General features: G+C 73.0%; 6 protein-coding genes. 4 read left to right on the top strand and 2 right to left on the bottom strand.

The window, feature by feature from the left end; genetic code table 11:
- Positions 1 to 17: 17 nt before the first annotated feature.
- Both E1298_RS43070 and E1298_RS43065 read right to left on the bottom strand, forming a co-directional pair.
- Positions 18 to 995: an ABC transporter ATP-binding protein gene (locus E1298_RS43070; protein ID WP_243726190.1), complete on the bottom strand. Its 978-nt coding sequence runs from the start codon at positions 993 to 995 to the stop codon at positions 18 to 20.
- Positions 983 to 1,471: a MarR family winged helix-turn-helix transcriptional regulator gene (locus tag E1298_RS43065; RefSeq protein WP_131903156.1), complete on the bottom strand. Its 489-nt coding sequence runs from the start codon at positions 1,469 to 1,471 to the stop codon at positions 983 to 985. Before E1298_RS43065 ends, E1298_RS43070 begins: the two co-directional genes overlap by 13 nt.
- Positions 1,472 to 1,634: 163 nt before the next feature.
- Between E1298_RS43065 and argC the strand changes: the two genes are divergently transcribed.
- From argC to E1298_RS43045, 4 genes are read left to right on the top strand one after another with little or no spacing between them, the layout of a single operon-like run.
- Positions 1,635 to 2,663: an N-acetyl-gamma-glutamyl-phosphate reductase gene (gene argC, locus E1298_RS43060; RefSeq protein ID WP_131903155.1), complete on the top strand. Its 1,029-nt coding sequence runs from the start codon at positions 1,635 to 1,637 to the stop codon at positions 2,661 to 2,663.
- Positions 2,660 to 3,817 carry a bifunctional glutamate N-acetyltransferase/amino-acid acetyltransferase ArgJ gene (argJ, locus tag E1298_RS43055; protein ID WP_131903154.1) on the top strand — a complete coding sequence of 386 codons (1,158 nt, stop codon included), beginning with the start codon at positions 2,660 to 2,662 and terminating at the stop codon, positions 3,815 to 3,817. The genes argC and argJ overlap by 4 nt, the downstream gene beginning before the upstream one ends.
- A gap of 23 nt (positions 3,818 to 3,840) precedes the next feature.
- Positions 3,841 to 4,740 (top strand): acetylglutamate kinase, encoded by a 900-nt coding sequence (gene argB / locus E1298_RS43050; RefSeq protein WP_131903158.1) that lies wholly within the window; start codon positions 3,841 to 3,843, stop codon positions 4,738 to 4,740.
- A complete protein-coding gene (locus E1298_RS43045) occupies positions 4,737 to 5,942 on the top strand; it encodes an acetylornithine transaminase (protein ID WP_131903153.1) in 1,206 nt (401 codons plus the stop codon). The genes argB and E1298_RS43045 overlap by 4 nt, the downstream gene beginning before the upstream one ends.
- Positions 5,943 to 5,946: the final 4 nt, after the last annotated feature.

Genomic DNA, 5,946 nt, shown 5'->3' with positions numbered 1-5,946 from the left:
GGCCAGGACGGGGGCGCTCATTCGCGGTAGTCCCTTCCGGTGATGGTGAGGAAGACGGTCTCCAGGCTGGGGCGCAGCTGGGTGGCGTCGGTGACGCCGATGCCGGCGGCGGCGCCGATCGTGACGAGCTCGCCGAGCACGCCCTCGGGCTCGGCGGCGAAGACGCGCACCTGCCCGTCGTTGACCTCGACCTTGCTGATGCCCTTCCGGTCCGACAGCGCGTGGATGTCCTGCGGCACCTCGGCGTCGTAGGTGACGGTGATGACCGTGTCGGCTCCGGCGGTGCTCTTCAGCTCGTCGACGGTGCCGCTGGCCAGGATCGCGCCGTGGTCGACGACGGCGACCCGGTCGCAGAGCGCCTCGGCCTCCTCCATGTAGTGCGTGGTCAGCAGGATGGTCTGGCCGGCCGCCTGGAGGCCGCGCAGCACCTCCCACAGGTTGGTGCGGGTCTGCGGGTCCAGCCCGGCGGTCGGCTCGTCCAGGAACAGGACCTCGGGCCCGTGCATGAGGGCCCGGCAGATCATGACGCGCTTGGCCTGCCCGCCCGACATCTCGAACGGGTTGCCGAGGCGGTGGTCGGTGAGCCCGAACAGCTCCATCAGCTCCTCGGCGCGCCGGCGGGCGTCGCGGGCGCTCAGCCCGAAGAACCGGCCCCGGAACTCCAGGTTCTCGGCGGCCGTCAGGTCGCTGTCCAGGGTGTTGTTCTGCGACACCACGCCGATGCGCCGCTTGATCTCGACCGCGTCGCGCACGACGTCCAGGCCGCAGACCTCCGCGCTGCCGCCGGTCGGGACGACCAGCGTGGTCAGCATGCCGATCGTGGTGGACTTGCCCGCCCCGTTCGGGCCGAGCAGCCCGAAGAACTCGCCCCTCGGCACGTCCAGGTCGATGCCCCGGACGGCGTGCACCTCGGGGCGCGGGCCCGCGGAGGGGTAGGTCTTCTTCAGGTCCGCCGTGCGCACGGCGGTCTCTGGCGGTGTGGTCACGCGCCGCATCCCTTCGCTTCCGGAAAGTCCTCGAACCGTTTGATCAGGTTGACCAGGAACCGGCGGACGGCTGGCTCGTCGCCCTCCTCGACGACGTCGTAGAGCTGGAACAGGTCTTCGGCGATCGGCTTGCCCTTGTCGCGGATGAGCCCCCGGCCGGCGTCGGTGACGTGCACCAGGACGGCGCGCCGGTCCTCGTCGGAGCGGCGCCGCTCCACCAGGCCGTTGCGCTCCAGGGTGTCGACGACCGAGGTGACCGTCGCCGGGGCGATCAGGAGCCTCTTCGCGATCTCGCCCGCCCGCAGGCCGTCCTCGAAGAGGAGCAGGCGCAGCGTGAAGAACCCGGCCGGGCTGACGCCGTGCCGCTCGATGATCCGCCACACCACCGGGCCGGACAGCCGGGAGGCCACCGCGAACAGCCGGCCGACCGGCCACTCCTCGACGGGGCCGAGGGCCGCCAGGTCGCCGAAGCCGAGGTTCTCCATGGCGGTGAATGTTAGGGAGCCGATTTTTCGCCGTCAAATTATTAGTTGCCTAAGCATCTCTGTGGCGCTCGTCTCAACGGCCGGGAAGGCGGGCCGGCGCATTGAATAGGCATCCACGGTCATGCATACTCTTGCTCATTGCTTCCGAAGGGCAGAGTGGAACATGGGAATCCGGACGGCGGTCGCCGGCGCCAGCGGCTACGCGGGCGGCGAGGTGCTGCGCATCCTGGCGGGACATCCAGAGTTCGAGATCGGCGCGCTGACGGCGGGCTCCAACGCGGGCACCGAGCTGGGAGCGCACCAGCCCCACCTGCGCTCCCTGGCCGGGCGCGTCCTGGCCGAGACCACCCCGGACACCCTCGCGGGCCACGACGTGGTCTTCCTGGCGCTGCCGCACGGCCGGTCCGGGCCCCTCGCCGAGCGGCTCGGCGACGACGTGCTCGTGGTCGACTGCGGCGCCGACCACCGGCTCGCCGACCCCGCCGACTGGGAGCGGTTCTACGGGACGTCCCACGCGGGCACCTGGCCCTACGGCCTGCCCGAGCTGCCCGGGCAGCGCGACGTCCTGCGCTCGGCGAACCGCGTCGCCGTCCCCGGGTGCTACCCGACGGCCGTCAGCCTCGCGCTGTTCCCGGCGTTCGCCGCCGGCCTCGCCGAGCCCGACGTCGTCGTGGTCGCCGCGTCCGGCACCTCGGGCGCCGGGCGGTCCCTCAAGCCGCACCTGCTGGGCAGCGAGGTCATGGGCTCGGTCAGCGCCTACGCCGTGGGCGGCACGCACCGCCACACCCCCGAGATGGTCCAGAACCTCGGCGCGGTCGCGGGGGAGCGGGTCACGGTGTCGTTCACCCCGACGCTCGCGCCGATGAGCCGGGGCATCCTCGCGACCTGCACCGCCAAGGCCCGTCCCGGCGTGACGGCGGGAACGCTCCGCGCCGCCTACGCGGGCGCCTACGCGGACGAGCCGTTCCTCGGCCTGCTGCCCGAGGGGCAGTGGCCCGCCACGTCCATGACGCTCGGCGCCAACACCGCGCTCGTCCAGGTCGCCCTCGACGAGGACGCCGGACGGCTCGTCGCGGTCGTCGCCATCGACAACCTCACCAAGGGCACCGGGGGCGGCGCGGTCCAGAGCGCCAACCTCGCCCTGGGCCTCCCGGAAGAACTCGGGCTCACCACGATCGGAGTGTCCCCTTGAGCATCACCGCCCCCCGGGGTTTCCGCGCCGCCGGCGTGGTCGCCGGGCTGAAGGACAGCGGCAGCCGCGACCTGGCCCTGGTCGTCAACGACGGGCCGTCCCGCGCGGCGGCCGGCGTCTTCACCCGCAACCGGGTGAAGGCCGCCCCCGTGCTGTGGTCGGAGCAGGTCCTCAAGGGCGGCCGCGTCCACGCCGTCGTGCTGAACTCCGGCGGCGCCAACGCCTGCACGGGCGCCCCCGGCTTCCAGGACACCCACGCCACCGCCGAGCGGGTCGCCGAGGTCCTCGGCGACTCCGCGGGCGAGGTCGCCGTCTGCTCCACCGGCCTGATCGGCGAGCGGCTGCCGATGGACGCGCTGCTGCCCGGCATCGGCAAGGCCGCCGCCGAGCTGTCGCGCGGGGACGGCGGGCTCGCCGCCGCCGACGCGATCCGCACCACCGACACCGTCGGCAAGATCTCCTTCCGGCACGGCGCCGGCGGCTACATGATCGGCGCGATGGCCAAGGGCGCGGGCATGCTCGCCCCGTCCCTGGCCACGATGCTGTGCGTCATCACCACCGACGCCGACCTGCCCGCCGCGGCCCTGGACCGGGCGCTGCGCTCGGCGACCGCCCTCACCCTCGACCGGCTCGACGCCGACGGCTGCATGTCGACCAACGACACCGTCCTGCTCATGGCGTCCGCCGCCGCCGGGGTCGTCCCGGACGAGGACGAGTTCACCGCGCTGCTCACCGACGTGTGCGCCGACCTCACCCGGCAGCTGCTCGTGGACGCCGAGGGCGCCTCCAAGGCCATCGCGATCGAGGTCGTCGGCGCCGCGGCCGACGCCGACGCCGTCGCCGTCGGCCGCTCCATCGCCCGCAACAACCTGCTCAAGTGCGCCATCCACGGCGAGGACCCCAACTGGGGCCGGGTGCTGTCGGCCGTCGGCACCACCGACGCGGTGTTCGACCCCGACCAGCTCAACGTCGCGATCAACGGCGTGTGGGTGTGCCGGAACGGCTCGTCCGGCGACGACCGCGACAAGGTGGACCTGCGCCCCCGCGACGTGACGATCACCGTCGACCTGTCGGCGGGCCCGCACAGCGCGACCGTCTGGACGACCGACCTCACGGCCGACTACGTCCACGAGAACTCGGCCTACTCGACGTGAGCGCGGTCACCAGCGGCGCGCAGATGCGCAAGAACCGCGCCGACGTGATGTCGAAGGCCGAGGTCCTGATCAAGGCGTTGCCGTGGCTGGAGCGGTTCCACGGCAAGACCGTCGTGATCAAGTACGGCGGGCACGCGATGACCGACGAGGAACTGCGGCACTCGTTCGCCGAGGACATCGTGTTCCTGCGGTACGCGGGGCTGCGGCCGGTGATCGTCCACGGCGGCGGCCCGCAGATCAACGCGGCCCTCGACCGCAACGGCATCGACTCCACGTTCACCGCCGGGCTGCGGGTGACCACCCCGGAGGCCATGGAGGTCGTCCGGATGGTGCTGACGGGCCAGGTCCAGCGGGACGTCGTCGGGCTGATCAACCGGCACGGGCCGTTCGCGCTCGGCATGTCGGGCGAGGACGCCAACCTGTTCACCGCCGAGCGCAAGCGGGCCCTCGTGGACGGCGAGCCCGTCGACCTCGGCCAGGTCGGCGAGATCGTGGAGGTGCAGGTCGCGGCCGTCCGGGCGCTGCTGGACGACGGCCGCGTCCCGGTCATCTCCAGCATCGCGCGCGGCGACGACGGCGAGGTCTTCAACGTCAACGCCGACACCGCCGCCGCCGCGCTGGCCGTCGCGCTGGACGCCGCCAAGCTCGTCGTCCTCACCGACGTCGAGGGCCTGTACGCCGACTGGCCGGACAGCGACGACGTGATCGGCAGCCTCACCACCGACGAGCTGGCCGTCCTGCTGCCGGACCTGTCCGCGGGGATGGCGCCGAAGATGGAGGCGTGCCTCGCCGCCGTGCGCGGCGGGATCCCGCAGGCGCACGTCCTGGACGGGCGGGTCCCGCACTCGCTGCTGCTGGAGATCTTCACCGACGAAGGGATCGGGACGATGGTCCTGCCCAGCCCCCCTGGAGCGATGGAATGAGCGTCGACGACCTGAGGAAGCGGTACGAGACCGCGTTCATGCCGAACTACGGCGTCCCGCCGCTGGCGCTCGCGCGCGGCGAGGGCTGCCGCGTGTGGGACGCCGACGGCCGCGAGTACCTCGACCTCATCGCGGGCATCGCGGTCAGCTCCCTGGGCCACGGCCACCCCGCCCTCGTGGAGGCCGTGTCGGCGCAGGTCGCCTCGATCGCGCACACGTCCAACCTGTTCGTGCAGGAGCCCGAGGTGCTGCTCGCCGAGCGGCTCCGGGCGCTGCTGGACGGCGACGGCCGGGTGTTCCTCACCAACAGCGGCACCGAGGCCAACGAGTGCGCGCTGAAGCTCGCGATCAAGCACGGGAAGGCCAACGGCCGGTCCCGGTTCGTCGCGACGGAGAACGGGTTCCACGGCCGCAGCATGGGAGCGCTGTCCCTGACCGGCAAGGCGTCGATCCGGGAGCCGTTCGGGCCGTACGGGCTCGACGTCGCCTTCGTCCCTTACGGCGACGCCGACGCGCTCAGGGCCGCGGTGGACGAGGACTGCGCGGCGGTGTTCCTGGAGCCCACGCAGGGCGAGGCCGGGGTCGTCCCACCGCCGGACGGGTACTTCGCCGAGGCCCGGCGGATCTGCGACGCCGCCGGAGCGCTGTTCGTCGCCGACGAGATCCAGTCCGCGATCGGCCGGACGGGCGCCTGGTTCGCCTTCCAGCACGAGAACGCCAGGCCCGACATCCTGACCCTGGCCAAGGGCCTGGGCGGCGGCATGCCGATCGGCGCGTGCGTCGCGTTCGGACGGCACGGCGACATCTTCGCCAAGGGCGACCACGGCAGCACCTTCGGCGGCAACCCGGTGAGCGCCGCCGCCGCCCTCGCCGTCCTCGACACGATCGAGAAGGACGGCCTGCTCGCCCACGTCACGGCGGTGGGGGAGACCCTCGCAGGCGGGCTCGCCGCCATCGGCCACCCCCTGCTGGCGGGCGTGCGGGGCCGCGGCCTCTGGCGCGCCGCCGTCCTCACCGGGCCGCACGCCGCCGCCGTGGAGGCCGCGGCGCGCGACGCCGGCTTCCTGATCAACGCCGTCCAGCCGGACGCGCTGCGCATCGCCCCGCCGCTGGTCCTCACCGCCGCGCAGGCGGAGTCCTTCACCCGCGCGTTCCCCTCGATCCTCGACGCGGCCGCCGCCCGCCCTCTTATATATGTCTGACGCT

It is taken from the genome of Actinomadura rubrisoli (assembly GCF_004349215.1).
In the GTDB taxonomy this organism is placed as follows: Bacteria; Actinomycetota; Actinomycetes; order Streptosporangiales; family Streptosporangiaceae; genus Spirillospora; species Spirillospora rubrisoli.
Note: the sequence above shows the minus strand (reverse complement) of the source record. Positions and strands in the feature narration are given on the sequence as shown.

What these genes read in the sequence shown, in the direction of transcription:
- E1298_RS43070 (WP_243726190.1), bottom strand. Translation starts at nt 995, where the DNA reads ATGCGGCGCGTGACCACACCGCCAGAGACCGCCGTGCGCACGGCGGAC.
- E1298_RS43065 (WP_131903156.1), bottom strand. Translation starts at nt 1,471, where the DNA reads ATGGAGAACCTCGGCTTCGGCGACCTGGCGGCCCTCGGCCCCGTCGAG.
- argC (WP_131903155.1), top strand. Translation starts at nt 1,635, where the DNA reads ATGGGAATCCGGACGGCGGTCGCCGGCGCCAGCGGCTACGCGGGCGGC.
- argB (WP_131903158.1), top strand. Translation starts at nt 3,841, where the DNA reads ATGCGCAAGAACCGCGCCGACGTGATGTCGAAGGCCGAGGTCCTGATC.
- E1298_RS43045 (WP_131903153.1), top strand. Translation starts at nt 4,737, where the DNA reads ATGAGCGTCGACGACCTGAGGAAGCGGTACGAGACCGCGTTCATGCCG.